This window comes from Sulfitobacter sp. HI0027 (assembly GCF_001634775.1).
GTDB lineage: Bacteria > Pseudomonadota > Alphaproteobacteria > Rhodobacterales > Rhodobacteraceae > Sulfitobacter.
The window spans coordinates 1-25918 of record NZ_LWER01000163.1 but is presented as its reverse complement, the minus strand read 5'-3'; the positions used below and the strand labels follow the sequence as shown (position 1 = coordinate 25918).

The 25918-nt window shown below is 62.3% G+C and carries 23 protein-coding genes; 13 read left to right on the top strand and 10 right to left on the bottom strand.

The genetic code is table 11. The features are described 5' to 3' along the window. Window positions 1-86 precede the first annotated feature (86 nt). From A3722_RS10165 to A3722_RS10105, 13 genes are all read left to right on the top strand, one after another. Window positions 87-1514 carry a type II and III secretion system protein family protein gene (locus tag A3722_RS10165; RefSeq protein ID WP_067621980.1) on the top strand — a complete coding sequence of 476 codons (1428 nt, stop codon included), beginning with the start codon at window positions 87-89 and terminating at the stop codon, window positions 1512-1514. Between the two features lie 4 nt (window positions 1515-1518). Beyond that, window positions 1519-2193, top strand: coding sequence for an OmpA family protein (locus A3722_RS10160; protein WP_236627384.1), 675 nt, complete (start codon window positions 1519-1521; stop codon window positions 2191-2193). Window positions 2194-2482: 289 nt separating this feature from the next. Further along, window positions 2483-3727, top strand: coding sequence for an AAA family ATPase (locus A3722_RS10155; RefSeq protein ID WP_067621975.1), 1245 nt, complete (start codon window positions 2483-2485; stop codon window positions 3725-3727). 23 nt (window positions 3728-3750) lie between these two features. After that, window positions 3751-5229, top strand: a complete 1479-nt coding sequence (locus tag A3722_RS10150) for a CpaF family protein (RefSeq protein ID WP_067621972.1) — start codon at window positions 3751-3753, stop codon at window positions 5227-5229. 11 nt (window positions 5230-5240) lie between these two features. Further along, window positions 5241-6203: a type II secretion system F family protein gene (locus A3722_RS10145; RefSeq protein ID WP_067621969.1), complete on the top strand. Its 963-nt coding sequence runs from the start codon at window positions 5241-5243 to the stop codon at window positions 6201-6203. Window positions 6204-6213: 10 nt separating this feature from the next. Then, the gene (locus A3722_RS10140) at window positions 6214-7191 is read left to right on the top strand and encodes a type II secretion system F family protein (protein WP_201722007.1); all 978 of its coding nucleotides are present in this window, start codon (window positions 6214-6216) and stop codon (window positions 7189-7191) included. Next, entirely contained in the window at window positions 7191-7790 is a 600-nt protein-coding gene (locus A3722_RS10135; protein WP_201722006.1) for a tetratricopeptide repeat protein, read from the top strand. The genes A3722_RS10140 and A3722_RS10135 overlap by 1 nt, the downstream gene beginning before the upstream one ends. Before the next feature lie 27 nt (window positions 7791-7817). Then, window positions 7818-8669 (top strand): tetratricopeptide repeat protein, encoded by an 852-nt coding sequence (locus A3722_RS10130; RefSeq protein WP_067621966.1) that lies wholly within the window; start codon window positions 7818-7820, stop codon window positions 8667-8669. A 3-nt stretch (window positions 8670-8672) separates the two neighbouring features. Continuing rightward, window positions 8673-9167: a prepilin peptidase gene (locus A3722_RS10125; RefSeq protein ID WP_067621963.1), complete on the top strand. Its 495-nt coding sequence runs from the start codon at window positions 8673-8675 to the stop codon at window positions 9165-9167. A gap of 121 nt (window positions 9168-9288) precedes the next feature. Continuing rightward, entirely contained in the window at window positions 9289-10596 is a 1308-nt protein-coding gene (locus A3722_RS10120; RefSeq protein WP_067621960.1) for an ATP-binding protein, read from the top strand. Between the two features lie 44 nt (window positions 10597-10640). After that, a complete protein-coding gene (locus tag A3722_RS10115; RefSeq protein ID WP_067916104.1) occupies window positions 10641-13094 on the top strand; it encodes a ligase-associated DNA damage response DEXH box helicase in 2454 nt (817 codons plus the stop codon). 285 nt (window positions 13095-13379) lie between these two features. After that, window positions 13380-14051: a ligase-associated DNA damage response endonuclease PdeM gene (gene pdeM / locus A3722_RS10110; RefSeq protein WP_067624266.1), complete on the top strand. Its 672-nt coding sequence runs from the start codon at window positions 13380-13382 to the stop codon at window positions 14049-14051. Beyond that, entirely contained in the window at window positions 14051-14473 is a 423-nt protein-coding gene (locus A3722_RS10105; protein WP_067624263.1) for a PaaI family thioesterase, read from the top strand. Before pdeM ends, A3722_RS10105 begins: the two co-directional genes overlap by 1 nt. Here the strand turns inward: A3722_RS10105 and folD are convergent. From folD to A3722_RS10055, 10 genes are all read right to left on the bottom strand, one after another. Continuing rightward, complete coding sequence (folD, locus tag A3722_RS10100) at window positions 14470-15360, bottom strand: bifunctional methylenetetrahydrofolate dehydrogenase/methenyltetrahydrofolate cyclohydrolase FolD (protein ID WP_067624260.1); 891 nt, start codon at window positions 15358-15360, stop codon at window positions 14470-14472. The genes A3722_RS10105 and folD overlap by 4 nt on opposite strands. Before the next feature lie 74 nt (window positions 15361-15434). Beyond that, a complete protein-coding gene (locus A3722_RS10095) occupies window positions 15435-17111 on the bottom strand; it encodes a formate--tetrahydrofolate ligase (RefSeq protein ID WP_067624257.1) in 1677 nt (558 codons plus the stop codon). A gap of 111 nt (window positions 17112-17222) precedes the next feature. Next, window positions 17223-17807, bottom strand: a complete 585-nt coding sequence (locus tag A3722_RS10090) for an MOSC domain-containing protein (protein ID WP_067624271.1) — start codon at window positions 17805-17807, stop codon at window positions 17223-17225. A 45-nt stretch (window positions 17808-17852) separates the two neighbouring features. Then, on the bottom strand, window positions 17853-18506 hold the full coding sequence (locus A3722_RS10085; RefSeq protein WP_067624254.1) for a hypothetical protein: 654 nt from the start codon (window positions 18504-18506) through the stop codon (window positions 17853-17855). Window positions 18507-18654: 148 nt separating this feature from the next. Next, window positions 18655-20571, bottom strand: a complete 1917-nt coding sequence (gene ftsH / locus A3722_RS10080; protein ID WP_067624252.1) for an ATP-dependent zinc metalloprotease FtsH — start codon at window positions 20569-20571, stop codon at window positions 18655-18657. 101 nt (window positions 20572-20672) lie between these two features. Further along, window positions 20673-21944, bottom strand: coding sequence for a tRNA lysidine(34) synthetase TilS (gene tilS, locus A3722_RS10075; RefSeq protein ID WP_067624248.1), 1272 nt, complete (start codon window positions 21942-21944; stop codon window positions 20673-20675). A 6-nt stretch (window positions 21945-21950) separates the two neighbouring features. Beyond that, the gene (ybgF, locus tag A3722_RS10070; protein ID WP_067624268.1) at window positions 21951-22811 is read right to left on the bottom strand and encodes a tol-pal system protein YbgF; all 861 of its coding nucleotides are present in this window, start codon (window positions 22809-22811) and stop codon (window positions 21951-21953) included. Between the two features lie 73 nt (window positions 22812-22884). Continuing rightward, window positions 22885-23415, bottom strand: a complete 531-nt coding sequence (gene pal / locus A3722_RS10065) for a peptidoglycan-associated lipoprotein Pal (protein WP_067624244.1) — start codon at window positions 23413-23415, stop codon at window positions 22885-22887. A gap of 100 nt (window positions 23416-23515) precedes the next feature. After that, window positions 23516-24862 carry a Tol-Pal system beta propeller repeat protein TolB gene (gene tolB, locus A3722_RS10060; protein ID WP_067624240.1) on the bottom strand — a complete coding sequence of 449 codons (1347 nt, stop codon included), beginning with the start codon at window positions 24860-24862 and terminating at the stop codon, window positions 23516-23518. 1 nt (window position 24863) lies between these two features. Continuing rightward, window positions 24864-25916 carry an energy transducer TonB gene (locus A3722_RS10055; protein WP_082849441.1) on the bottom strand — a complete coding sequence of 351 codons (1053 nt, stop codon included), beginning with the start codon at window positions 25914-25916 and terminating at the stop codon, window positions 24864-24866. Window positions 25917-25918 lie beyond the last annotated feature (2 nt).

Genomic DNA, 25918 nt, shown 5'->3' with positions numbered 1-25918 from the left:
TTGCAATAAAATTTGAATTGCCGCAGAGTGCTGCCAAACGAGGGCGAAAAGACCCATCCCGAGGCGTGATCAAAAAGGCAGGTCACATGAAAATCGATAGATTTCTAAAAGCGGCCCTGCTGGGGCTGGCACTGGGCGCGATGCCGATGGCATTGACCCTGCCCAGTTCAGCTGGCGCCGACACGCTGCGCGTCGTAAAACGCGGCACCAATTCCAGCCTCGACGTTCCGATGAACCGCGCTGTGGTGGTGGAAAGCGACATCCCATTCGCGGAGCTTAGCATTGCCAACCCCGGCATCGCGGATATCTCGTCTTTGTCTGACCGCACGATCTATGTGCTGGGCAAATCTCCGGGTCTGACCACGCTAACGCTGCTCGACGCCGGGGGGCAGTTGATTACCAATGTTGATGTCCGCGTCGCAGCGGATGTGTCTGAATTCAAAGAACGTCTGCGCCAAATCCTACCGGGTGAGAGGATCGAAGTGCGCACCGCCAATGACGGCATCGTGCTGTCGGGCATCGTTTCGTCGACGCAGCGGCTACAACGCGCGCTTGATCTGGCCGAACGCTATGCGCCCGAGCGGGTCAGCAATCTGATGAGCGTCGGCGGCATTCAGCAGGTCATGATGAAGGTCCGCTTTGCAGAGATGCAGCGCAACGTGTCGAAATCGCTCGGCTCTTCGCTGGCCATCAATGGCGGGTCCGATTTCAGTGCGGGCACCGGCAGCACGAATACTTCGGGCGGGGTCGCAACCTCGCTTGGCGGCTCGATCCCTGGGTCGAACCAAAACGCAGGCGCGGTGCTTTTCGGCTTCAACGCAGGCTCGACCCAAGTGGGCATCCTGTTGGAGGCACTGGAAGAAAAAGGCGTCGTGCGGTTCTTGGCCGAGCCGAACCTCGTGGCGCTTTCGGGGCAAGAGGCCAAGTTCCTCGCCGGGGGTGAATACCCCGTCCCCGTGGCCCAGACCGGTGACACCATCGCCGTGGAGTTCAAACCCTTCGGCGTAGAGCTCGCCTTTATCCCGCGCGTCGTGGACAAGGATATCATCAACCTTGAAATGAACGCCGCCGTGTCCGCCATTGATGCCAGCAACAGCATCGCTTTGGGCAACGGCATTGAGATTTCCGCCTTCACCCGCCGCGAAACATCGACCACGGTCGAAATGCGCGACGGTGAAAGCTTTGCCATCGCGGGCCTTCTGACCGACGATTTCACCGACAGCACGCGGCAACTGCCGTGGATCGGCGATGTGCCGGTGCTGGGCGCGCTGTTCCGTTCGGCGGATTACCAGCGCAGCCAGACAGAACTGGTCATCATCGTCACCGCCCATCTGGTCACCCCGACCCGCGGCGAAGCGCTGGCCCTGCCCACGGACCGCATCAAGCCACCCTCTGAAAAAGACCTGTTCCTGCACGGGCGCACGGCGGACGGCACGCGCACCCCGAGCCGGGGTGCTGCGGGCGAGGTCGCCAAACAGGACTTCCGCGGCTCCTACGGTTATGTACTGGATTGATCCGATGACACACAGACATATCACGTTGATCGCTGGCACCGCGGCCCTCGCCGGGCTCACCGCCTGCTCTCCCAGCAATGATCCGGTCTATACACAGTTCTACCGCGAGGCAGGGTCGATCGTGGACACGGGCCAGTTCGGTAATGCCACGCTGCACAACCGGCAGGTCATGACAGGCGAAAAGCGTGTAACCTTTGATCTGGCGAATCGCTTTGCCAGCGAAGTCCGCTCTACCGTGACTTTCGCCTTTAACTCCGACCGGTTGGACGCCAATGCGCAGGCGATCCTGCGCCAGCAGGCCGGTTGGATTCGCCAATTCCCCGAGATGCGCTTCCGCGTCTATGGCCACACCGATCTGGTCGGCTCGCAGACCTATAACCGCGCCCTCGGGCTGCGCCGCGCGCAGGCTGTGGTGCGCTATCTCTCGACCTTGGGAATCAGCCCCAGCCGATTGGAAGCCGTTGTTTCCTTTGGCGAAACGCAGCCCCTGATCGTGACCCAAGGCCGCGAGCGCCGCAATCGCCGCACCGTGACCGAGGTCAGCGGCTTTGTGCACGGCCACCCGATGTTGCTGGATGGCAAATATGCGCAGATCATCTACCGCGAGTATGTGGCCAGCGCCGTGCCACCCTCGCAACTGAGCGCCAGTGCCACCGTCGCAGGTGGTGGCGGAGAGTAGGGCAAGCCCTTCTTTCGACAAAAGAATATCCCCCCGCACCTTCGGGCCGCGGGGGTTTTTCGTCCCAGCCCGTCCATGGTCAATCGGGCGTGAATGAGCAGATCGTTTCAAGATACCCAACAATAGAGGCTTTTTGGCCCCAATCTCGCCCCAGTTGGGGGTGATATTCGATACAGAAGGATAAATGTGCCCGGCTCAAGGGCCGCGCATGAGGCAGAGGTCAGAGCGATCGCGGCGACAGAATATTGCCGCCCTCCGGCCAAACCGTTGATGTAAAGGACAAAAGGTCATGAGCAGCACTATGCCCCAACCCGAAGCAGCGCCGATCGTTGCCTGCACAATCAGCCGTGATGTACAGAACTTCGACCTCTTGATCGAAGACATGGAGGCCACTCTGGGCGAAAGCTGGGGTGATCTAGGATTCGCCGAAGCGCTGGCGTTCTTTGGCCAGCCCGAGGCTGAGGCGATGGAATTTGTCGCCCTCGCCATGGATGAGACCGACGAAGACAACCTTGTTCTGATGACTGAGATCATCACGCAGGCCAAGGCCCGCGACATCCGGGTGATTCTGATTGCCGAAGACATGACCCCTGCCGCGCTGCATTCGCTGCTGCGTCAGGGTGCGGATGAATTCGTCCCCTATCCGCTGCCCGAAGGCGAGTTGGCCCAGGCCATCGCCCGCGTCCGCGCCGGAGAGAACGCGCCCCCTGCCCCCGCAGCCGAGGCCAGCGCCCCGCAACTGAAGGCCGGCGCGCAAAAGGATGGCGCCCTGATCGTGGTGCACGGGCTGGCTGGTGGCACCGGGGCCACGACCCTTGCCGTGAACCTTGCGTGGGAGCTGGCCAATGCGGACAAGAAAAATCCGCCCTCGGTCTGCCTGCTGGATTTCGACCTGCAATACGGCTCTGTCGCGACCTTCCTTGATCTGCAACGGCGCGAAGCCGTCTATGAGATGATGTCCGACACGGAATCCATGGACGAGGAAATCTTTGGCCAAGCGTTGCAAACCTTCGAGGACAAGCTGCATGTGCTGACCGCCCCGGCGGAGATGCTGCCGCTCGATATCGTCACCAACGAAGACATCGACCGCATTCTCAACATGGCCCGCAACCAGTTCGACTATGTGATCGTCGACATGCCTTCGACGCTGGTGCAGTGGTCCGAGACCGTGCTGACCAGCGCGCATGTCTACTTTGCGATGCTGGAACTCGACATGCGCTCGGCCCAGAACGCCCTGCGTTTCAAACGGGCGCTGCAATCCGAGGAACTGCCCTTTGAAAAGCTGCGCTATGTGATGAACCGCGCGCCCAAATTCACCGATCTCAGCGCCAAGAGCCGGGTCAAGCGGATGGCCGAATCGCTCAGCATCTCAATCGACGTGCAGCTGCCCGATGGCGGCAAAGCGGTGACGCAGGCCAATGACCACGGGCTGCCGCTGGCCAACTCAGCCCCGAAAAGCCCCCTGCGGCGCGAAATCGCCAAGCTGGCAAGCTCCATCCACGATCTCAAGGGCGAGCAGGCCAAAGCGGCCTAAGCCCCTAGCGAAAGAGCGTACCGATGTTCTCTAAATACAAAAAGCCAGCCTCCGCGACCGCGAAAGCCGCTGCTCCGGTCCGAGAGGCCAAGCCTGTCAAAAAGGTCGAGCCTGCCCCCGCGGCCCCGGCCACCGCGACTGCCGCCCCTGTCGAGGCGGCCAAACCGGTGTCGATGCGCCGGGCGGTCAAACCCGCCGCCGCATCACCTGAGGATCGCGAGGTCAAGCGCAAGCAGCGGATGAGTGAGATCAAGCTCGAACTGCACCGCGCCCTGTTGGACAACCTCAACCTCGCCGCGCTGGAGCATGCCTCTGAGGCCGATTTGCGACAGGAAATCAACGACATCGCCGTCGAGGTTCTCTCGGAAAAGAGCATCGTGCTCAACCGCGAAGACCGCATGACGCTGAACTCCGAACTCTATGATGAGGTGACCGGCCTTGGCCCCCTAGAGACGCTGCTGAAAGATGACAGTGTCAACGATATTCTGGTGAACGGCCCGCAGCAGATTTTCGTCGAGCGGGACGGCAAGCTGCAGTTGACCGACGTGACGTTCAAGGATGAAAAGCACCTGCTGCGGATCATCGACAAGATCGTTTCGGCAGTGGGTCGGCGCGTGGATGAGAGCAACCCCTACGTCGACGCGCGCCTGAAAGACGGCTCGCGTTTCAACGCCATGGTGCCCCCCGTCGCGGTGGACGGCTCCTTGGTGTCCATTCGTAAGTTCAAGAAAGACAAGCTGGGCATCGACGATCTGGTGAATTTCGGGGCCTTCTCGGAAGAGATGGCCGCCTATTTGCAGGCCGCCGTGGCGACACGCCTGAACATCATCGTTTCGGGCGGTACGGGTTCGGGTAAAACCACCACGCTCAACGCGCTGTCGTCGTTCATTGCCAACGACGAACGCATCCTGACCATCGAAGACACCGCCGAACTCCAACTCCAGCAGACCCATGTGGGCCGGATGGAAAGCCGCCCGCCCAACGTTGAAGGCAAGGGCGAAGTCTCTCCCCGCGACTGTCTGAAGAACGCCCTTCGGATGCGTCCGGACCGGATCATCGTTGGCGAGACGCGCGGCGAGGAGGTGATCGACATGCTACAGGCGATGAACACCGGGCACGACGGCTCCATGACCACGATCCACGCCAACTCGGCCCGCGATGGCGTCAGCCGTTTGGAAAACATGATCGCCATGGCCGGGATCGAAATGCCGCTCAAAGCCATGCGCAGCCAGATTTCCTCGGCTGTGAACCTGATCGTGCAGGCCAGCCGCTTGCAAGATGGCTCGCGCCGGATGACCTCGATCACCGAGATCACAGGCATGGAAGGCGAGGTGATCTCGATGCAGGAGATTTTCCGGTTCCAGCGCGTGGGCCTGACGCCCGAGAACAAGATCATCGGCCATTTCACTGCCACCGGCGTGCGCAGCCACTTCTCCGAGCGGTTCCGCATGTGGGGCTATGACCTGCCCGCCTCCATCTATGAACCCGTGTCGGCCCAGTAAGGATTGATGCAATGAGTGCCGAACCAATCATCTATGGTCTGATCTTCATCGGCGTCCTGGTGCTGGTCGAAGGGCTGTACCTTGTCGCATTCGGCAAATCCATCAGCCTCAACAGCCGCGTGAACCGCCGGCTGGAGATGCTGGAGAAAGGGGCCCGCCGCGAAGAGGTGCTCGACAAGCTGCGCAAGGAAATGCAGCAGCATATGAATGCCAAGTCGATCCCACTCTATTCTCTGCTGTCAGAACGTGCGCAGAAGGCCGCGATTGCCTTCACGCCGCAGCAACTTTTGATGATTATGGCCGGTTTGGCCGTCTTGGCCTTTCTGGGGCTGACCATCGGCACCGATACATCGGTGCCGGTGCGGGCCATGATGTCCGTCGGCATGGGCGTCGGCGCGGTGTTCTTTTGGGTGTCCCATAAAGCGGGCAAACGCATGGCGATGATCGAAGAGCAGCTTCCCGATGCAGTGGAACTGATGGTGCGCAGCCTGCGGGTGGGCCACCCGTTCTCCAACGCGATCTCGATCGTGTCGAAGGAAATCCAAGACCCGCTCGCCTCCGAATTCGGGGTGATCGCGGATGAAGCCGCCTATGGCCGTGATCTGGGCGAGGCGCTCAAGGATATGGCCGAACGGCTCGACATGCAGGATTTGCGCTTCCTCGCCGTGGCCGTGACCATCCAACAACAATCGGGCGGCAACCTGGCCGAGATCCTCGCCGGTCTGGCCAAGGTGATCCGCGCCCGCTTCCGTCTATTCCGCCGTGTCAAAGCCATCACGGCCGAGGCGAAATGGTCGGGCAAGTTCCTCTCAGGCTTCCCGCTGGCCGCGCTGGTGGTGATCAACCTTGGCGATCCGCATTACTACGACGAAGTGCGCGATCACCCCTACTTCATTCCTGCCTGTTTCCTTGTGGGCATCTTCCTTGTGCTGAACCTGTTCGTGATGCGCATCCTTACCAATATCAAAGTCTGAGAGGCCGATGATGGAATTTCTCAATCAGCTTAACGATCAGATCAACCAAGCCTTGGGGCCGATGGGCCTGATCATCATCGTCGGTACTTTGGGCGTCACCTTGGTGGCGATCACGCTTGTGCTGATGCTGCGCCAGCCCGAAGACCCGCTGACCAAGCTCAAACGCACCAGCACGGCCCCCACGGGCGATAACGCGCGCGAGAAGCTGCGCCAGTCCGACCAGAACGCGCAGTTGCAGAAATTCGCCAAGTTTCTTGAACCCGAAGACGTGGCCGAACTCAGCGCCAAACAATTGATGCTGCGTCAGGCGGGTTATCGCTCGCGCGATGCGGTGCGGCTCTACTACTTCGCGCAGTTTGCCCTTGGGATGCTCGGGCTGGTGGGCGGCCTGATCTACACCAATGTCTTGGGCGGCGGCGAAGGGATGACCACGCAGCAGACCATGATGTGGGCCATCGGCCCCGGTGCGATTGGGTATTACCTGCCCAAATACTGGGTCAAACGCCGTGTCGATTCCCGCAAAGAAGAAATCACCCGCGGCTTTCCCGACGCGCTCGATATGATGCTGGTCTGCGTCGAGGCGGGGCAATCGCTGGATCAATGTATCGTCCGCGTCGCCCGTGAGCTGCGCGCCTCCTACCGGGCCCTGTCCGAAGAGTTCGAGATGGTCGCCTATGAGATGAAGGCCGGCAAGGACAAGGTGTCGGTGCTCCACGACATGGGCGAGCGTTGCGGCGTGCAGGATGTCTCCTCTTTCGTGACCGTGCTGATCCAATCGGCGGCCTTTGGTACATCCATCGCAGACGCCCTGCGCGTCTATGCCGAAGAGATGCGCGACAAACGTGTGATGCGGGCCGAGGAAGCGGCAAACAAGTTGCCAACCAAGATGACCCTTGCCACTATGGGCCTTACCGTACCGCCGCTGTTGATCATTCTGGTCGGCCCCTCGGCGCATGGCATCTCGAAATTGGGTCAGATGGGGAATTAATGACGGAGAAAATTCGGCGCAGCCTCGCCCGCGCCGTTTTCATCGGGCCGATCTTGGGCCTTGCTCTGGCCGCCTGTTCAACAGGCGGCTTTTCCGCGTTGCGCGGGGATCAGAAGCCTGAAAGCCTCTATGCGCCCGGCGTGAACCCGCGCGCAGAGGCTGTCGACGGCATCGAAGTGGGCCACAGGCTTATCGCGGCGGGACAGTATGAACTGGCCATCAAATCCTTCAACCGCGCCGCGCTGGATCACGGGCTGACGGGGGAAGTCCTCTCGGCTTTGGGCAGTGCCAACCTTGGGCTGGGGCGTTTGGGTCAGGCCGAAACCCTGCTGCGCCGCGCAGTTGAGAAGGACGCCGCCGAGCCGGAAGTCTGGAACAACCTTGGCGTTGTACTGATGGAAAGCGGCCAGACCGCCGAGGCCGAGCAGATTTTCCGCAAAGCCTATGCCCTCGATAATGGCGAAAGTGACGCAATCCGGGACAATCTGCGCTTGGCGCTCGCAAAAACGGAAAAATCTGTTATAACAGAAGTCAATGAAGATAATTACAAATTGGTGCGGCGCGGCAGCGGGGATTACCTGATCCGTCCGACACCATGACCCGGCAGAGCAGTAAAAGGACGCAAAATGCGCCATCCAATCATTCTGGCCGTCTGCATGGCAGGCGTCACCGCCCTTGCTGGCTGCGGTGAAAAAGATGCGAACGCCACCGTTGAGCGGGCCTTCAAGGACGTCAATGTGGTGGATGAAACCAACCTCTCCGACGTGATGCTCACCGTGGCCGACCCCAATGAGGCGGTGAGTTACTTTGCGCGGTCCGTCAAGGAAAGCCCCGACCGGATCGACCACCAGCGCGGGCTTGCCGCATCGCTCGTGCGGGCCAAACGCTCCACCGAAGCTGTGGGCGCATGGGACAAGGTCACCAAGATGAAGGGCGCCACGCCCGAAGACAGTGTGCAATTGGCCGATGCGCTGATCCGCTCGGGCAACTGGGCGCGGGCTGAGACGGTCCTCAACAGCATCCCCCCCACCCATGAGACATTCGCCCGCTACCGGCTCGAAGCCATGGTTGCCGACAGCAAGGAACAGTGGAGCCGCGCCGACAGTTTCTACGAAATCGCCGTTGGCCTGACCACGACCCCTGCCGCCGTGATGAACAACTGGGGCTACTCCAAACTGACCCGTGGCGATTACCCCGAAGCCGAGAGGCTTTTTGGCGAGGCGATCCGTCAGGACAACACGCTTTTCACCGCCAAGAACAACCTCATCATGGCCCGCGCCGCACAGCGCGATTACACCCTGCCCGTCATGCCGATGGAGCAGTCCGAACGTGCCCAGCTTTTACACACGATGGCCCTGTCGGCGATCAAACGCGGCGATGTGGAAACCGGCAAGGGACTGCTGCGCGAAGCGATCGACACCCATCCCCAGCACTTCGAAGCCGCCGTCCGGTCTTTGCGCGCGTTGGAAAACGGCTGAGCCATGGCGATCTCTGCCACGGCGGCCCTGTGGTTTCTGCCCTTCGTCCTGCCGATCTGCCTCTACGTCGCTTTCACCGACATGAAGCAGATGCGCATCACCAATCAGGCGGTCTTGGTACTCATCGCGATCTTCGTGGTGTTGGGTCTGTTTTTGCTGCCGTTTGAGACCTACCTCTGGCGCCTGCTAAGCCTCGTGATTGTCTTGGTCATTGGCATCGTGCTGAACGCCGCTGGCGTCATGGGGGCCGGAGACGCCAAATTCGCCGCCGCTGCCGCGCCCTTTATCGCCATGGGTGATCTGCGCCTGCTGATGATGCTTTTCATGGCCACCCTTCTGGCCGCCGCTGCCACGCACCGCGGGGTGAAATACACCCCCCTGCGCCGCCTCGCGCCCGATTGGCAAAGCTGGCAGGAAACCAAGAAATTCCCCATGGGCCTCGCCCTTGGCACCACGCTGGGGCTCTATCTCATTCTAGGGGCGCGCTACGGGGTCTGATCGCGGACATAGCCGGTACAATCTCCCTCTTCGCGATAGATTGTCCACATTCACGCCATATTCAGGATTTACCCTGCAGTCTGACCGAGCGCCGCCGCCTGCCCTTTCAAGGAACCTGTTGATGAACGCCCCGACCAGCACAGTGCTTGCCCCGCCGCCCCCCAAGCGGCTGGAGGATATGAAACTGCCCATCGTGATGATGCGCGACATCCTTCTGAAAACGATCTTTCGCAAGAACGTAGAAATGGTCAGCGATCTGGCCCAAGCGCTCTGCCTGCCGATCCAAGTCACGCAAGAAATGGTCGATCAAGCCCGCGGCCAGCGCCTGCTAGAGGCGACAGGCACGCTCAGCGCAACCAGCGGCAATGAAATGGGCTATCAACTCACCGATGCTGGTAAGGCCCGGGCGCTGGACGCGCTGGCTCAGTCCGAATATTTCGGCGCCATGCCCGTCCCGCTTGAGGTCTACCGCGAGCAGGTCAAACGCCAATCCGTACGCAATCTGCAAATCACCCGCGATCAGCTCACCGGGGCCATGGGCCATCTGGTGCTGCCCGACAGCCTGCTTGACCACCTTGGCCCCGCCGTCTCTGCCGGGCGGTCGATCCTGATGTACGGCCCGCCGGGAAACGGAAAATCAAGCATTTCCAACGGGATCCGCGACGCGCTTGGTGATAAGGTCTATGTCCCCCGCGCCATTGAATACGCGGGCCAAGTCATCACCGTCTATGATCCGATCGTGCATTCTTCCGCCGAGGCGGAGGTCCAAGACCCAACCTCCCTGCGCCGCATCACCCGCTATGACGCCCGCTATGTCTGCTGTGAACGTCCGACGGTCATCACCGGCGGTGAGCTGACGCTCGACATGCTTGATCTGGTGTACAACCCCACGGCGCGGACCTATCAGGCCCCGCTGCAACTCAAGGCCACGGGCGGTATTTTCATCGTCGACGACCTTGGCCGTCAGCAAGAGCCACCGCAAAGCATCATCAACCGCTGGATCGTGCCGCTTGAGGAAAGCAAAGACATCCTCGCCCTGCAGTCGGGTGAAAAATTCGAGGTGCCCTTCGACACGCTGGTGATCTTCTCCACCAACTTCCACCCGAATGAGATTTTTGATCAAGCAGCCCTGCGGCGTATCTTCTTCAAGATCAAGATCGACGGCCCGAACCAAGAGAACTTCCTCAAGATCTTTGCCATGGTCGCCCGCAAACGCGGCATGCCGCTGGACGAGGCGACGCTGGTCCATCTGCTCAAGGTGAAGTACCCAACCATCGACAACGTCTATGCGAACTATCAGCCGAACTTCCTAATCGACCAGATGATCGCGATCTGTGATTTCGAAGGCATTCCCTATCAGATGAACCCCGATCTGGTGGACCGCGCATGGGCCAATATGTTCGTTCGCGATGAGGTGATCGTTAAATAGCCTCCGCCGCTGGCACCGCGCCCTGCCGATGCTACATTGGGTGCATGCGCGCCCTACCCCCCAAATTCGCCGATTGGTTTGCCCAGAACGGCTGGTCCCTGCACCCGCACCAGCAAGAAATGCTGGACCGTGCCGATGCCCCCGCCCTGCTGCTTATCGCGCCGACAGGCGGCGGTAAAACTCTGGCGGGCTTTCTGCCCACCCTCGTTGATCTGACCGAAGAGGCGCACGAAGGGATGCACACACTTTATATCTCACCGCTCAAAGCGCTGGCTGCGGATATCAAACGCAACCTGACCCGCCCGGTTGAGGAAATGGGCCTGCCCATCCGTATCGAAGACCGCACCGGCGACACCTCGCAATCGCGCCGCCGCCGCCAGCGCGCCGACCCGCCGCATATCCTGCTGACCACGCCGGAAAGCCTCGCTCTGCTGACTTCCTACGAGGACGCGGCCCGCACCTTTCGCGGGCTCAAGCGGGTGGTGATCGATGAAATCCACGCCCTCGCCGAAAGCAAACGCGGCGACCAGCTGATGCTGGCGCTCACCCGGTTGCAGGCCATCTGCCCCGGCCTCAAACGGGTGGGCCTCTCGGCCACGGTCGAAGACCCTTCGGCCATCGCCCACCTCATGGCCCGCCACCCCGACCCTTGCGAAGTGCTGCTCGCCGATCCGGGCCCCGCCCCCGACATCCAGATGCTGCACACCGAGGCAGCCCCGCCTTGGGCCGGGGGCGGTGCTGCCTATTCAATTCCAGCGGTGCTGGAGCAAGTGCGCCAACACAAGACGACGCTGATCTTTCACAACACCCGCGCACAGGCCGAGATTTTCTTTCACAACCTCTGGCTCGCCAATGAAGACGCCCTGCCGATCGCCATCCACCACGGGAGCTTGGATCGCGCCCAACGCGAAAAGGTCGAGGCCGCCATGGTGCGCGGCGATCTGCGCGCCATCGTCTGCACCGGCACGCTTGATCTTGGCATCGACTGGGGCGACGTCGATCTCATCATCCAGATCGGCGCCCCCAAAAACGTAAAGCGGCTGGTCCAACGCATCGGCCGCGCCAACCACCGCTACAACGCGCCCTCCAAGGCGCTTTTGGTGCCTGCCAACCGCTTTGAGGTGGTCGAATGCGTGGCCGCGCTGGAGGCTGTCCTCGAAGGCGCGCTCGACGGCGACCCGCGCGGCCCCGGCCCGCGCGATGTGCTGTGCCAACATATCCTCATCGCCGCCTGCGCAGGCCCCTTTGACGCTGACGACCTCTTCGCACAGGTCCGTTCCGCCGGGGCCTACGCCGCCCTGTCCCGCGCCGACTTCGACGCCTGCCTCGACTTCTGTGCCACCGGCGGCTACGCCCTGCGCGCCTACGACCGCTGGCAACGCCTGCTGCAACGCCCCGACGGCCAGTGGCAACTGCGTGACCCGCGCGCCGCCCAACGCATCCGCATGAACATCGGTACGATCCAAGATACCGATAAGCTGAAGGTCCGCATGAAACGCAACCGCGGCGGCAAACCCTTAGGGGAGATCGAAGAAGGCTTTGCCGCTACGCTGACCAAGGGCGACACCTTTCTAATCGGCGGTCAGATCGTCCGCTACGAAGGCCTGCGCGAAACCGTTGTCGAAGTCAGCCGCAACGCCGCAAAAAAGCCCAAGGTGGCCACCTTTGGAGGCACGAAATTCGCCACCTCCACCCAGCTTTCGGCCCGCGTGCAACAGATGTTCACCCAAGACAGTTGGCCCGAACTGCCGCGCCACACCGCCGAATGGCTGACCTTGCAACGTGAGGTCAGCCAGTTGCCACAACCCGGCACGCTGCTGGTCGAAAGTTTTCCCCATGACTTTGCCGAACAAACGGTCTTCTACGGTTTTGCCGGCCGCAACGGTCAGCAAACGCTGGGCCTTCTGCTGACCAAACGCATGGAAGACCTCGGCCTGCGCCCCTTGGGCTTCGTAGCAACAGACTATGCCACGCTCATCTGGGGCCTCTCCCCCGTCGACGACCCCGCGCCGCTGCTCGACCCCAGCGTGCTGCACGAGGGTCTCGACAGTTGGCTTGCGGGCAATGCCGTGATGAAACGCACCTTCCGGGCCGCGGCGACCATCGCAGGGCTAATCGAACGCAACAGCCCCCAAACACGCAAATCCGGACGACAAACGACCTTTTCCAGCGATATCCTCTACGACACGTTGCAGCGTTATGAGCCGGATCATCTGATGCTCGACATCACCCGCGAGGAAGCCTTGAGTGGTCTGGTGGATTTCGGCAGGATCGAAGAGATGCTGGACCGCATCGCCGGGCGCATCACCCACCGCAAACTGACCCGCGTAAGCCCGCTCGCTGCACCGCTGTTTCTGGAAATGGGCCGTGTGCCTGTCGAAGGCGCTGGACAGGAACGCATGCTGGCGGAAGAAGCCGAACGACTGATGGAAGCCTCCGGCCTCGCGCAGCTCACCCCGCCGTCCTCGGATCAGCCGCCTTGGCGAGATAGGCGTTGAACACCGAGGTTTCGCGGGCGGAAAGGGTCTGCAAGGTATTTAAAAAAGGATGAAGATATTAAGAGTTCTTTAACCCACGCCGCGCATGTTGATCCCGCGGTACAGGCTGAGGAGCCGATGACCGCAAAGGATGAAGGCGCGTCTCCGGTCAGGTTAACGCCCGGCTGCGGGGCGCGTTTTCTACCTTTCATCCTTTCTTAAATACCACTGCGCTGCCGTTTCCGGTCTTCTGACAATCGCGTTTGACCCCTTGCCAAATCAGCAGCGATCTCCGATGAACAAAGGATGAACGGACTTAAGTTTTCATTCGCCGGGGCGGGGCTGACTGCGCTTGGTTCTGGCGCGCTTTGGTGGCGCGAAAGAGATTTGCTTTGTGTGAGCGACCTTCATTTGGGCAAGTCGGAAAGGATCGCGCGGCGCGGCGGGTCGGCATTGCCGCCTTATGAGACCCGCGATACGTTGAACCGTCTGGCAGCGGATCTGTCCTTTACGCAGGCGCGGCATGTGATCTGCCTTGGCGATAGTTTCGACGACCTTGGCGCGGCGCAGGCGCTGCCGGAGGAAGAACGGTTGTGGATACTGGGCCTCCAAGCCGGACGGCGGTGGGATTGGATTGAGGGCAATCATGATCCCGGCCCCGTAGGCTTGGGCGGCACGCATTTGGGAGAGATAGCGCTCGGCCCGCTGACCTTTCGGCATATCGCCGCGAGCGAGGGCCGGGGCGAGGTGTCGGGGCATTATCATCCTAAGGCATCGATCCGTGCGCGGGGCCGCAGCATCTCGCGTCCGGCCTTTCTGTTTGACAGCAAGCGGCTGATCCTGCCTGCATATGGCACCTATACCGGCGGGCTGCGCAGCCAGTCGCGGGTGCTTTGTGATTTGATGGGGCCGGAAGCCTGCGCAGTGCTGACAGGCGCGCAACCAGTGGCGATCCCCATGCCTGGAAAGATGCGATGATGGATGATCAGATTGAACGCCGGGTGCGGGAGAGTTTTGCCAAGCAGACCATGATGCAGACCTTGGGCGCCGAGATCATCGAAGTGCAGTCGGGTCTGGTTAAGGTCGGAGCGCCGGTCCTGGCTGGCGCGATGCAGCAGCAGGGTTTTGGCCATGCGGGGCTGACCTTTTCCATCGGCGATTCCGCGGCGGGCTATGCGGCCCTGAGCATGTTGCCGCCGGAGGTTGATGTCGTCACGTCTGAGATCAAGATCAACCTGCTGGCCCCCGCCCGTGGGGACCGGCTGATGGCCACGGGCCGGGTGGTGAAACCGGGCCGGCGGCTTTGCGTGGTGACCGCAGAGGTTCATGCGGAAACGGATGGCGCGGCCAAGCTCATCGCCATCCTGCAGGGCACCATCGTGCCTGTGCCTGCCGCTTAGGCGGTCAGCCCTTCGGGTTCTTCCAACCCGTTGGCGCGGCAGCAGGCGGTGACCGTATTGGCCAGCAGGCAAGCGATGGTCATTGGCCCGACGCCGCCCGGCACGGGGGTGATGGCCCCGGCGCGTTGGCTGGCACTGTCGAAATCCACGTCGCCGACCAGTTTGGTCTTTTCGCCAGTCTCAATCCGGTTGATGCCCACGTCGATCACCGTGGCGCCCTCTTTGATCCAATCGCCCGGCACCATTTCGGGGCGCCCCACGGCGGCGACGACGATATCGGCGCGGCGCACCACCTCTGGCAAGTCGCGGGTGCGGCTATGCGCGATGGTCACGGTGCAGCTATCCCCCAAGAGCAACTGCGCCATCGGTTTGCCGACGATGTTGGAACGGCCAATGACCACCGCGTTCATCCCCGACAGATCCCCATGGTGGTCCCGCAGCATCATCAGGCAGCCAAGCGGGGTGCAGGGCACCATGCTTTTCTGCCCCGTGCCCAGCAGCCCAACGTTGGAAATGTGAAAGCCGTCCACATCCTTGGCGGGCGAGACGGCATTGACCACGCGGGCTTCATCAAGATGATCCGGAAGCGGAAGCTGTACGAGAATGCCGTGTATCTCGGGGTCGTTGTTCAGCGCGTCGATCAGCTTGAGCAGGTCGTCCTGATCCACAGTCGCGGGCAGCTTGTGTTCGACCGATTTCATGCCGACCTCGCGGGTCATTTTGCCCTTGGAGCGGACGTAGACCTGGCTTGCCGGGTCTTCCCCCACCAGCACCACGGCAAGGCCCGGCGTGATGCCGTGATCCGTCGTCAGCCGGGCGACATGGCCCGCCACCTTGTCACGCACCGTTGCTGCAAAGGCTTTGCCGTCGATGATTGTCGCTGCCATATCCGTCTCACTTTCGCTCGCTGCAGGTTGAACACGCCCTACATCACCGCGACGGCGGGTCATTGCAACCCGCCTTAGAACAATCCCTCCACATCGCCATCGGCGTTGAGCTTGATTGCCTCCGCAGATGGCACCCGAGGCAGGCCTGGCATGGTCATGATCTCTCCGCAAATCACGACAACGAACCCGGCCCCCGCCGAGAGCCGAACCTCGCGGATGGGCACGCCGAAGCCTGTGGGCGCGCCGCGCAGATCGGGGTCGGTCGAGAAGCTGTATTGGGTCTTGGCCATGCAGACTGGCAGGTCGCCATAGCCCTGTGCCTCCCAGTCTTTCAACTGATTGCGCACCTTCTGATCGGCCAGCACCTCGTCGGCGCGGTAGATGCGTTTGGCGATGGTCTCGATCTTTTCGAAAAGCGGCATCTCGTCGGCATAGAGCGGGGCAAAGTTCGCGTGATCACCATCGGCAATCTCGGCCACGCGGGTGGCAAGATCGGCAGAGCCTTCGGAACCCAACTCCCAATGGCGCGACAGGATCGCCTCCGCCCCTTGGGCCGCGACATAGTCTTTGACCGTGGCCACTTCGGCGTCGGTGTCGGTGACGAAATGGTTGATCGCCACGACGACGGGCACGCCAAAGGATTTTACGTTCTCGATATGGCGGCCAAGGTTGGCGCAGCCTTTTTGCACCGCCTCTACATTTTCCGCCCCAAGGTCCGCCTTCGCCACGCCGCCGTTCATCTTCATCGCCCGCACCGTGGCCACAACCACGACCACCGATGGCGCGAGCCCCGCCTTGCGGCACTTGATGTTCATGAATTTTTCGGCCCCGAGATCGGCACCAAAGCCCGCCTCTGTCACCACGTAATCCGCCAGTTTCAGCGCTGTGGTCGTGGCGATGACCGAGTTGCAGCCGTGCGCGATATTGGCAAATGGGCCGCCATGTACGAAGGCCGGGTTATTCTCCAGCGTTTGGACGAGGTTGGGCTGCATCGCGTCTTTCAAAAGCACCGTCATGGCCCCATCCGCCTTGATGTCGCGGGCATAGACCGGGCTGCGGTCGCGGCGGTAGGCCACGATCATCGCGCCGAGGCGCTCTTGCAGATCGCTGAGGTTCTTGGACAGGCAGAGGATCGCCATGACCTCGGAAGCGACGGTGATGTCGAACCCCGTCTCGCGCGGGAAACCGTTGGGCACGCCGCCCAAGGATGCGGTGATCTGGCGCAGGGCGCGGTCGTTCATGTCGACCACGCGCCGCCAGACGACGCGGCGGGTGTCGATCTCAAGCTCGTTGCCCCAGTAGATGTGGTTGTCGATCATCGCCGCCAGCAGGTTATGAGCGCTGGTGATGGCATGAAAGTCGCCGGTGAAATGCAGGTTCATCTCTTCCATCGGCACGATCTGGGCATAGCCGCCGCCTGCCGCCCCGCCCTTCATCCCAAAGTTCGGCCCGAGGGAGGCTTCGCGGATGCAGACCGCCGCATTTTTGCCGATCCGGTTCAATCCATCGCCGAGCCCAACAGTGGTGGTGGTCTTGCCCTCTCCCGCTGGCGTGGGGTTGATCGCGGTGACGAGGATCAGCTTGCCGTTCGCCCGGTCTTGGACGGAATCGATGAACGTCTGGCTTACCTTTGCCTTGTCATGGCCATAGGGCAGCAGGTCGTCGCTGGAGATGCCCAGCTTTTCGCCGATCGCTTGGATAGGGCGTTTCGCCGCTTCGCGGGCGATTTGAATGTCGGTTTTGAAAGCCATGAGATTCCCCTGTTGCCGTTGGTGGCGATTTTTATTCCTTAGCCATAGCGCGACAAGACCCCGACGGGGGGCCGTGTTTCCGACACTCAAGCATCGCGAAACGGCGCGCGGTCAGCCGAGGTGGGGCCAGACGGGCTGGTTCGGCACGAAAAGCGTCAACCTGTCGCCCACGGCAAGCGGCCCTTCCCGCTCGACCCAAGCGGTCACGCCGCGTTTGTCCTGCGCGGCGGGTTTGAAGGCCTTGCCATGGCCGGGGGCGTCAGCCTCGATCTCACGCGCGGGCAGATTGCAGGGGCCATTTTCGATATCCACCACCAAGGTGGCGCCATGGGCGTTTTGCAGCCGCGATCCAGGCGGGACGAGGGTAAAGCCCGGGATGCCTTTGAGGATGATCGACGCGCCCAGGAGGGTTGGGTCAAGCTCAGGGAGGTCCATGGCGGCGGCAATCTGCGCCATCTCTTCGGCCGAAAGGATAGACAGTTGGCGGGTATTGCGAATTTCCGTGCCCTTAGGATGCAGGTTGCGCACGCGGACGCAGGCCGGACGGGTCAGCCCAGCGTGGAAATCCCCCTCAAAGCCTGCATAGGTCGCACGCGCCTGATCCATCGCGACCGAGCGGATGTTTTCGCGATCCTGAGGGACCATGCCCAGCCAAGTGATTTCAGCGACATGGTCTGTCTTGCGTAGCTCGGGCATCATGCGGTCCTTCGGGGTGGTTTGGGTGACTGCTGAACCCTAGGCTCACTGTCGGATCAAATGCACCTTAAATCCACCACCGCTTAATGAGGCCTTAGTGAGGGTGCCCGCGGTATAGACAAGCGCCATCCCGAAGGATTTTAGATAAAAGGGAGAGACATAGCCCGGCCCCATGACAACGCGGTAAGACATATCGCAATGCACGGCAGGGCCTTCCTCACGGACCTCTTGGGTCGCGACTTGGACCACGCGGCGGCCATCGTAGAGCGCCAGCGGAGAGGGGCAGCTATTGCCAGTGGCAAGGGCGGCAAAAAGCTCAGGCGGGAAAAGGACGCCGGGCGGCACCGCTTTGGCATCCGACAGTTCCGTCATTTCCGAAGACGGCGTGATTTCAACCGAAGTGACCCGCCCCGCCGTTCGGTCAAGCGCGATATCGCGCGTCTCGCTGCCCCGGTTCGCACCCAGATAGCTGGCCGTGTTCCCGTTAGATTGGGTGACCGCGTTGAAGCTGCCGTTCTTGATGCCGAAAGGAGCGTTGTTGAGAGACAACAAAAACGCGGCGTTCCGGCTTTGACCGTTGAACTGCAACGTGCCCAACTGACGCCCGCCCAATGCCACGGCGTAGGTCTGCGGATCGGCCCAAGCCGGACCGCCAGTAACCGCAAAGAGAACGGCAAGGGCAGAAAGGATGCGGCGCATAAGACCCCCGGCAGGTTAGGAATTCCACCCCTGTCTAACGCGCTGGCGGCTGTGAAGCGATAGGGGAAATTCCGCCCATTGCCCAAGGGTCAGCCCAAAACGAAAAAACCCCGCCGAAGCGGGGTTTTTCATAGGGTCGCAGGCCGGATCACACCGAAGGTTCAGGCTCCATTCCGCCATCCTTCGGCGGGGTTTTCTTGCCCTTCGCCTTGGGGATCGCGGTGACGCTGGGTGCGCTGCCCGCGTCGGAGTTGTCGTCATCGGAGTCTTCGGCAGGCGGCAGACCATCCATGACACGTTTGATCTCATCGCCGGTGAGGGTCTCATATTCCAGCAGACCTTGGGCCAGACGCTCGAACTCCACCTCTTTCTCCGAGATGATTTTCATCGCATGGTCATAGCCGTCTTGGATGAACTGCTGCACCTCTTTTTCAACCAACTCCTTGGTGTTGGCCGAGACGGAGAACCCAGCGGTATTGCCCTGATAGCCCTGCGCGGCTTCGGAATAGTCGATGTTGCCGACCTTATCGGACATGCCCCATTGCAGCACCATCGCGCGCGCCAGCGCAGAAGCCTGCTGGATGTCGCCCGCCGGACCATTCGACACGGAATCGGGGCCGTATTTATGGATTTCCGCCGCCTTGCCGGCCATGGCCATGGCCAAGCGCTGGTGGCATTCGTCCTTGAACATGTTCAGCCGGTCGATCTCAGGCAGGCTCATCACCATGCCAAGCGCGCCGCCGCGCGGGATGATCGTGGCTTTGTAGACCGGGTCGCATTTCGGCAGCGTCATGCCGACCAGCGCGTGACCGGCTTCATGATAGGCGGTCATCTCCTTCTGCTCGGCGGTCATCACCATCGAGCGGCGCTCTGGTCCCATCATCACCTTGTCCTTGGCCTGTTCGAAATCGACCATGGTGACGAAACGGCGACCGACACGGGCAGCCATCAGCGCAGCCTCATTCACGAGGTTCGCCAAGTCCGCGCCCGAAAAGCCCGGCGTGCCGCGCGCGATAATGCGCAGGTCAACATCCGGCCCCAGCGGGGTCTTGCGCGCGTGAACCGAGAGGATCTTTTCGCGGCCCTTGATGTCGGGGTTGGGCACCGTGACCTGACGGTCAAAGCGGCCCGGACGCAGCAGCGCGGGGTCAAGTACGTCACGGCGGTTGGTCGCGGCGAGGATGATGACACCTTCGTTGCTCTCAAAACCGTCCATCTCGACTAGAAGCTGGTTCAAGGTCTGCTCACGCTCGTCATTGCCGCCGCCATAGCCTGCACCCCTGTGACGACCGACGGCGTCAATCTCGTCGATGAAGACGATACAGGGGGCGTTTTTCTTGGCCTGTTCGAACATGTCGCGCACACGGGACGCGCCGACGCCTACGAACATCTCGACAAAGTCGGAGCCGGAGATGGTGAAGAAGGGCACGCCCGCCTCGCCCGCGATGGCGCGGGCCAGCAGCGTTTTACCAGTGCCCGGAGGGCCCACCAGCAGCGCACCTTTGGGGATCTTGCCGCCAAGGCGCGAAAACTTCTGTGGGTTGCGCAGGAATTCAACGATTTCCTCAAGCTCTTCCTTGGCCTCATCGATGCCCGCCACGTCGTCAAAAGTCACGCGGCCCTGCTTTTCGGTCAGCATCTTGGCCTTGGATTTGCCAAAGCCCATCGCCCCGCCTTTGCCGCCGCCCTGCATGCGGTTCATGAAGTAGATCCACACACCGATCAGCAACGCGATGGGCAGAAGCGACATCAGGAAAGTCTGGAAACCAGACTGTTGCTGCGGCCGAGCTTTGACCGGAATATCGTTGGAGATCAAAAGCTGGGTCAGCTCGGCATCGCCGGGTTTGATCGTCAGGTAGTCGGAGCCATCCGCCTTGCGGAACCGAACCTGCTCGCCATCCAATGTCACATTACGGACATCACCATCCTGTACGGAAGTAACGAACTCTGAATAGCTGACCTCGTTGTTTTGCAGCGACCCGCTGGATCCGCTGAACAGGTTGAACAGCGCCAGTACCAGCAACATCAGGACAACCCAGAAGGCGAGGTTACGAACATTTCCCAAGGGAATTCTCCTAAATTCACACGGCCGCGGGCAAGTCCCGCGACCCAAGGGGCGCCCGTTCGGGCAACCACCATACTAAGATAGACATGATGCGCTCATGTTCAATGCGATAATGGCGCGGTTTCGTTGCATTCCGCGCCGCTTTCGCGCTGGACATGCCATTTCTCGACCAGCCCGGCAAGGGGCGCTGCAAGCAGGCGCGCGCCCTGCCAGATCGCCGGGGTCGACAACAGCATAGCACGGGGCCGCCCAAGGCGGCGCCAATCGGGGCATTGGGCAAGTCCCTCGGCCCCCAAGGCCCGCAATTCAGCGCCCTGCGGCAGCCCCTCTGGGGGCGTCGCACGCCAGCGCCCATCCCACAGCTGATCCGCAGGCACCCGCAGGTCACGCACCGCGTTATATTCCCGAAAGACCCAGATTTCACCGCGCCGAAGCAGCGCCTGACAGCCCCCCAGCGTGGCCGCCTGCCCCTCGGCCAACCCCGCGATCAGGGCCGCCACGGGGCCGCGGCGCGGGGGGTAGGTGCCGCCGTTGACCTGCCCAAGCGCATGAATCATCAAGCGGCGGCGGATCTCTTCGGGCGCGGCAAAAAAGCCCTCGGCCTGCATCACCTGTGCGCCCGCCTCCATGCGCAGAATATCGCCTGCCGTTCTGTCGGTCTGGCTTTTCAGCGCCTCCCGGGCGGTGGCCATGTTGCGCGCCACCTCGGCCAAGGCCTCTACGTCGATGCCAAGCGGCGCGAGGGCGGCAAGACTTTGACGGGTTTGAATGCGGGCGAAACGCGGGTCATCGTTGCTGGGGTCGTCGACCCACTCAACGGCCGCGCGCCTCAGATGCCCTCGCAATGCCTCACGTCGGGCAAAAAGCAGCGGGCGCAGCCATGTGATGCCGTGCCGCTTGCTGCGCGGCGCCATGGCCGACAGGCCGTCCACCCCCGACCGGCGGGCCAATCGCATCAGCACCGTTTCGGCCTGATCGTCCGCCGTATGGCCAAGCGCCACGCAGGGCAGCCCGCGCCGCTCTGCCCAATCGGCCATCAGCCGATACCGCGCCTCACGCGCCGCGTTTTGCAGGTTGCCTTGACCGTCCCACCCCCGCCAGCGCAGTGTTTCATGCGACAGGCCCAGAGTGCTGGCACACCGCGCGACGAAGGCGGCCTCTCCGGCGGCTTCGGGGCGCAGACCATGGTCGACAGTCACGGTTTCAAGATGTGTGCCCGCCGCCGCCGAAAGCCCATGCAGCAACGATAGCAACGCCATTGAATCGCCCCCGCCCGAGACAGCAACGCCAAGGCGGGGGGGCAGCGCACCGCCCAGCCCCGCCAGCAGCCCCTTGGCCAGCGCTGCATCAGCCGTCGCGGCAGGCGCAGTCATCAGCGGTTAGGAACAACCCAGCGTCTGGCGCTGCGCTTCGGCTTGGCTCACCTGCGGGGCGCCCGGGAAACGCACGGCAACCTCCGCGAGGGTCACGCAGGCCTCTTGTGTTTGCTCCAACACGCCAAGCGCGCGCCCCAACTCAAACAGCGACTGCGGTGCCACCGGCCCTTCGGGATCGGTGCTGAAGGCTGCAAGAAAGGCACGGGCCGCTTCGCGGTTGTCGCCCAATCCGGTCAGGGCTTCGCCGCGGCGCATCTCGGCTTCGGCGGCTAGCGGACCACCGGGGTAGGTCTGACTGAAGGTCGCAAAGAGATCGGCGGCGCTGCGAAAGTCACCGGAGGCGAGCGCCCCCTGCGCCCGCTCGAAATCGGTCTTTTCGCTGACCGCCAGCTCTGCCTCGTTGATGGGGGTGATGATGCCGTTTGAAGGTGCCGCGCCACCGCTGCCGGGGGTCATCTCGACCACCTCGCGGTCGGCTTCGGGGGCGGGTGCGACCACGGTTGGAGCCTCCCCTCCGCCGAGGGTCGAGGTCTCTCCAAGCGCGCCCAGATCGCCGCCTTCAAGCTCGACCAAACGGTATTCCAGATCCCCGATCCGGTTGGTGCCATCGGCCACGATCCGGTTGATCCGGTTCTCCATCTCCTCGGTCTTGGAGGTGAGGCGTTGCAATTCGCTTTCCATGGTGCCGACACGCTCAAGCACAGAGCTCCCGCCGGTCTCAACCGAGCCGCCGCCCGTGGTCGAAAGTTCGCGGCGCAGCTTTTGCACCTCGACACTGAGCACGGTCAACTGCTGGCGGATGTCCGCCAGCGTCTGATCGTTGTCCTGCGCCATAAGCGCGGCGGGGGCGGTCATCAGCCCCATCACCGCCACGAAGATATATCGCTTCAGCACATCGGCCTCCTTGGATTGGTCATTGCTTGGGCTGGCGCCGCAATTAGCTGGTCAGTGCGCCACCGGCCAGAACGGTCACGGCACGGCGGTTTTTGGCATAGCAGGCCTCTTCCGAGCAGATCTCGATCGGGCGCTCTTTGCCATAGCTGATGGTCTTGAGGCGCGATGCCGCAACACCGCGGGAAATCATATACTCGCGCACGGCATTGGCACGACGACCGCCAAGCGCGATGTTGTATTCACGGGTGCCCTGCTCATCCGCGTGACCTTCGATCACGGCTTGATAATCCGTATTGGTCTGCAGCCAAGCCACCTGCCCGTCGAGCGTGGCACGGCCTTGGTCGGTCAGCGTGGATTGGTCCACGAGGAACAGCACCCGGTCGCCGACAGCCTGCTGGAAATAGGCGGTGGAGGTGGGGTCGTTCGCGCTGCCCGGCACCACGCCGGCGTTGACCCCTGCGCCTGCATTGGCCCCGGCGCCGCCCATGCCATCGGCACCAAAACGGTCGGGGTTTGTACAGGCCGACACGGCCAATGCGGAAATCAAAAGCGTGCTGGTCAAAATGCGTTTCATGGGGGTCTGCCTTCTCTGTGGTGGCGTTGTTGTTGCTGGTGTTAACACAGGCGCGAGATCATTGGAATTGCCCGCGCCCGTATGGGAGGTGTGGAATACGTTACTGCTGCAGCGGTGACCAAGAGGGGTCAGAGCCGCCTTCGGGCGTGCGCACCGGCTTGAGGTTGCGCCCCGAAATATCGACCGAATAGAGCGAGGACGACCCGCCTGCCCCTTGGGTTTCGCGGGCGAACATGATCACCCGGCCATTGGGCGCCCAAGTCGGACCCTCATCAAGGAAAGAGGCGGTCAGCAGGCGCTCTTCGGAGCCATCAAGACGCATCACGCCGATGTGGAAACGGCCCTTGTTCTGCTTGGTGAACGCAACCAAGTCTCCGCGCGGCGACCAAACAGGCGTGCCATAACGCCCTTCGCCGAAGGAAATCCGCGTCGCCTCTCCGCCGGTGGCGGGCATGACGTAAAGCTGCGGACTGCCGGAACGGTCGCTCTCAAAGACGATTCTGCTGCCATCGGGCGAGAAGCTAGGTGCCGTCTCGATCGCGGGGGTGTTGGTCAGGCGTACCGACTGGCCGCTGTTGATATCCATCGAAAAGATGTCGGTATTGCCGCCTTGGCTCAGCGAATAGACAACCGTTTGGCCACTGGGCGAGAAGCGCGGGGCAAAGGCCATGGAGCCTTCGGCGCTTTGCAGCGCGCGGCGTTGGACGGTGCCGATGTCCAGCACATAGATGCGCGGAAAACCGCTTTCATAGCTGGTGTAGAGCACCCGGTCACCGCTGGGAGAGAATCGCGGGGCAAGCACGATGGAGCCGGAATCGGTCAGGTACTTCAGGTTGGCCCCGTCGTAGTCCATTACCGCCAAACGCTTCTGGCGGTCGTCCTTCGGCCCGGTTTCGGAAACAAAGACAACACGGCTGTCGAAATAGCCACCCTCGCCGGTGATCCGGCTGTAAACCGCATCGGCCACCTTATGCGCCATGCGGCGCCAGCCATCGACGGTGCCGCTGAATTGCAGACCGCCCTGCCCACTGCTGTCGAGCAATTCCTCGCCCGAGAAGACATCGTAGACGCGGAACTTCACATTCACGCTGTTGCCGGTGACATTGACCGCCCCGGTGATCAGCGCCTGCGCGTTGATCGCTTTCCAGTCGGCGTATTCCACCGGCGCGTTAAAGTCGCTGACGGTCGAGATATAGGCGCTGGCCGGGATTTCACGGAAAAGGCCCGTGCCGGTCAGGTCTTCTGAGACGACGCGCGCCAGATCGACGGCCAGTTGCCCGGCCTCACCGCTTTCAGGCTGAAAGCTGGGCACGGCAAAGGGCAAAGGCTCAATCGTCGGGTCGTCGATCACGATGCGCAGCGGTTGGGCCTGCGACGCATTGGGGGCCAGGGTGAACGTGGCCGCCGTGGCGCAGAGCGCCAGTAGTCCCAGAAGTCTAGTCAGCATGTTATCGGCTCCTCATTGGGTCGAATGTCATCTCGATGTCTTGCCATTGACTGTATTTTTCCTGCGGCAGTTTGTAACCGCTGCTGCCGCAACGAATGACCGCGCGTTTCGCGGCTTCAAAGGCTTGCCGCGCGGCGGTGTCGCTGCCACCGCTGGAACTCAGCAGGCGGATCGAACTGGCCACGGGCGTGCCGTCGGTGTTCATCTGCATGCCGACAACGACCGTGGTACGCGCCGCTTCGGTCGACAGCGCGCCGATGTTCCAGCAGGCCGAGACCGCGACGCGCAGAGACTCGCGCTCACCCGATGACAGCGGCGGGCCGCTTGGCACGGGCGCGGTTGTCTCAGGCTGGCCCAAGACTTCGCTCAGCGCATCCGCGATGGCATCCTCGGTCGAACTGGAGGTCGTGGGTTCCTCAACGGGCTCCGGGGTTGGCTCAGGCTCGGGCGTCGGGGCGGGCGCTGGCGTCTCGGCGGGTTCTTCCGGTGCCTCGGCCACCTCGACAGGGGGCGGCGGTGTCGGGCGGCGGCCGGGCGGACGCGCAGACGCCGCCGGTGCCTTGTCGGCTTCGGTGACGATCTCGGTCGTGCTGTCCTCGGGCGTGCGGGCCTCTTGCGGCTCTTCCACGACGGTTTCCGCCTCGGCTTCGGCATCGGGCGCGACGGCGGGCTGCTCGTCCAGATCGGGGCGCAGTTCGGGGTCGGGCTGCTCTACCGGTTCGGGGGCCACGCGGGGCGCTTCGCGCGGGCGGGCTTCGGGCGCGATTTCGGGCACCAGCACGGCGGTATCGCCCACCGGCTCGTTCATTTCGGGCGGCGTGTCATCCACCTGGGTCTGCGGCGGCAACTCCAGTTCCGTCACCTCGGGGGGGAGGTCTTCGGGCGGGGTTTCGGTCTGCACCGGCTCTGGCTGTTCGATCTGCGTGTCCGGCTCCGCCGTCACTTCGGGGGTCTCTTCGCTTACCTCGGGCGGCGCGGGCTGGGCCACCTCGGTGGCCGAGGCAGGCGGCTGCTGGGCCGCGACCAGCGCGTCATATTCGGCGGCCGAGATCACCG

What these genes read in the sequence shown, in the direction of transcription:
- A3722_RS10165 (WP_067621980.1), top strand. Translation starts at nt 87, where the DNA reads ATGAAAATCGATAGATTTCTAAAAGCGGCCCTGCTGGGGCTGGCACTG.
- A3722_RS10160 (WP_236627384.1), top strand. Translation starts at nt 1,519, where the DNA reads ATGACACACAGACATATCACGTTGATCGCTGGCACCGCGGCCCTCGCC.
- A3722_RS10155 (WP_067621975.1), top strand. Translation starts at nt 2,483, where the DNA reads ATGAGCAGCACTATGCCCCAACCCGAAGCAGCGCCGATCGTTGCCTGC.
- A3722_RS10150 (WP_067621972.1), top strand. Translation starts at nt 3,751, where the DNA reads ATGTTCTCTAAATACAAAAAGCCAGCCTCCGCGACCGCGAAAGCCGCT.
- A3722_RS10145 (WP_067621969.1), top strand. Translation starts at nt 5,241, where the DNA reads ATGAGTGCCGAACCAATCATCTATGGTCTGATCTTCATCGGCGTCCTG.
- A3722_RS10140 (WP_201722007.1), top strand. Translation starts at nt 6,214, where the DNA reads ATGGAATTTCTCAATCAGCTTAACGATCAGATCAACCAAGCCTTGGGG.
- A3722_RS10135 (WP_201722006.1), top strand. Translation starts at nt 7,191, where the DNA reads ATGACGGAGAAAATTCGGCGCAGCCTCGCCCGCGCCGTTTTCATCGGG.
- A3722_RS10130 (WP_067621966.1), top strand. Translation starts at nt 7,818, where the DNA reads ATGCGCCATCCAATCATTCTGGCCGTCTGCATGGCAGGCGTCACCGCC.
- A3722_RS10125 (WP_067621963.1), top strand. Translation starts at nt 8,673, where the DNA reads ATGGCGATCTCTGCCACGGCGGCCCTGTGGTTTCTGCCCTTCGTCCTG.
- A3722_RS10120 (WP_067621960.1), top strand. Translation starts at nt 9,289, where the DNA reads ATGAACGCCCCGACCAGCACAGTGCTTGCCCCGCCGCCCCCCAAGCGG.
- A3722_RS10115 (WP_067916104.1), top strand. Translation starts at nt 10,641, where the DNA reads ATGCGCGCCCTACCCCCCAAATTCGCCGATTGGTTTGCCCAGAACGGC.
- pdeM (WP_067624266.1), top strand. Translation starts at nt 13,380, where the DNA reads ATGAACGGACTTAAGTTTTCATTCGCCGGGGCGGGGCTGACTGCGCTT.
- A3722_RS10105 (WP_067624263.1), top strand. Translation starts at nt 14,051, where the DNA reads ATGGATGATCAGATTGAACGCCGGGTGCGGGAGAGTTTTGCCAAGCAG.
- folD (WP_067624260.1), bottom strand. Translation starts at nt 15,360, where the DNA reads ATGGCAGCGACAATCATCGACGGCAAAGCCTTTGCAGCAACGGTGCGT.
- A3722_RS10095 (WP_067624257.1), bottom strand. Translation starts at nt 17,111, where the DNA reads ATGGCTTTCAAAACCGACATTCAAATCGCCCGCGAAGCGGCGAAACGC.
- A3722_RS10090 (WP_067624271.1), bottom strand. Translation starts at nt 17,807, where the DNA reads ATGCCCGAGCTACGCAAGACAGACCATGTCGCTGAAATCACTTGGCTG.
- A3722_RS10085 (WP_067624254.1), bottom strand. Translation starts at nt 18,506, where the DNA reads ATGCGCCGCATCCTTTCTGCCCTTGCCGTTCTCTTTGCGGTTACTGGC.
- tilS (WP_067624248.1), bottom strand. Translation starts at nt 21,944, where the DNA reads ATGACTGCGCCTGCCGCGACGGCTGATGCAGCGCTGGCCAAGGGGCTG.
- ybgF (WP_067624268.1), bottom strand. Translation starts at nt 22,811, where the DNA reads ATGGGGCTGATGACCGCCCCCGCCGCGCTTATGGCGCAGGACAACGAT.
- pal (WP_067624244.1), bottom strand. Translation starts at nt 23,415, where the DNA reads ATGAAACGCATTTTGACCAGCACGCTTTTGATTTCCGCATTGGCCGTG.
- tolB (WP_067624240.1), bottom strand. Translation starts at nt 24,862, where the DNA reads ATGCTGACTAGACTTCTGGGACTACTGGCGCTCTGCGCCACGGCGGCC.